Source organism: Nocardiopsis alba DSM 43377 (genome assembly GCF_000341225.1).
GTDB classification, from domain to species: Bacteria; Actinomycetota; Actinomycetes; order Streptosporangiales; family Streptosporangiaceae; genus Nocardiopsis; species Nocardiopsis alba.
Genome location: NZ_ANAC01000052.1, coordinates 1 through 862, shown reverse-complemented (window position 1 = coordinate 862; position 862 = coordinate 1). Strand labels below are relative to the sequence as shown.

Annotated in this window: 1 protein-coding gene; it reads right to left on the bottom strand. The window is 67.3% G+C overall.

Going from position 1 to position 862, the window contains the following annotated elements; all coding sequences use genetic code 11:
• Positions 1 to 10: 10 nt before the first annotated feature.
• A protein-coding gene (locus tag D451_RS27650) for an IS5 family transposase (RefSeq protein WP_086003604.1) occupies positions 11 to 806 on the bottom strand; the annotation gives its coding sequence in 2 pieces (ribosomal slippage) (positions 11 to 476 and positions 475 to 806; 798 coding nt in all).
• Positions 807 to 862 lie beyond the last annotated feature (56 nt).

Sequence of the window (862 nt, the reverse complement as noted above, 5' to 3'; positions counted from 1 at the left end):
AGAGCTCATCTCAAAAGTCCTCGCTGTGCTTGGCCAGATGCTTGTAGCAGATGAGGATGCAGGCGATGCCGAGCATGGCCAGGAAGTTGGAGGCCTTGCGTTCCCAGCGCACGTTCAGTCTGCGGTAAGAGCCCAGCCAGGCGATGGAGCGCTCGACCTTGTACCGGTGCCTGCCCAGTCGCTGGGACGACTCGACGCCGGGGCGGGCGATGCGCACGCCGATCTGGCGTTCGCGCAGCCAGCGGCGCCGGTCGCGGGAGTGGTAGGCCTTGTCGCCGTGCAGCTTGGCGGGGCGTCGCCTGCGGGGTCCTCGGCGTGAGCGCACCGCGGGGATGCCTCGCACCAGGGGTTTGAGCGCTTCGCCGTCGTTGACGTTGGCCGCGGAGATCGCGCAGGTCAGCGGCAGCCCTTGGTTGTCGCACAGCAGATGGAGCTTGGAACCGGGTTTACCCCGGTCGGTGGGGTTTGGCCCTGTCTTCTCCCCCTCTCTTGGCGCGGATCGACTGGGAGTCGACGGTGGCGCGGGACCAGTCCAGCAGGGCCCTTCTGCCCAGCTCGTCCAGAACCGCGCGGTGGATCGTGGGCCACAGGCCTGTCGCGGTCCAGGTCTGGAACCAGCGGTGGGCGGTGGCGCGGGTGATGCCGAACAGGCCGTCGGCCTTCTCCCAGGAACAGCCCGAGGCCTGGACGAACAGCACGGTGGTCAGCACTGCTCTCTGGTCAGCGCGGGGGCGGCCGGTCTTCGGCGGCGAGGGCAGTAGCGGCTGGACGATCTCCCAGAGCCCATCGGGCAACACATCACTCACAGTCCGTGATCATGGCAGGTTCAGAGTCGTCTCGCAGGGCTTTTGAGATGAGCTCT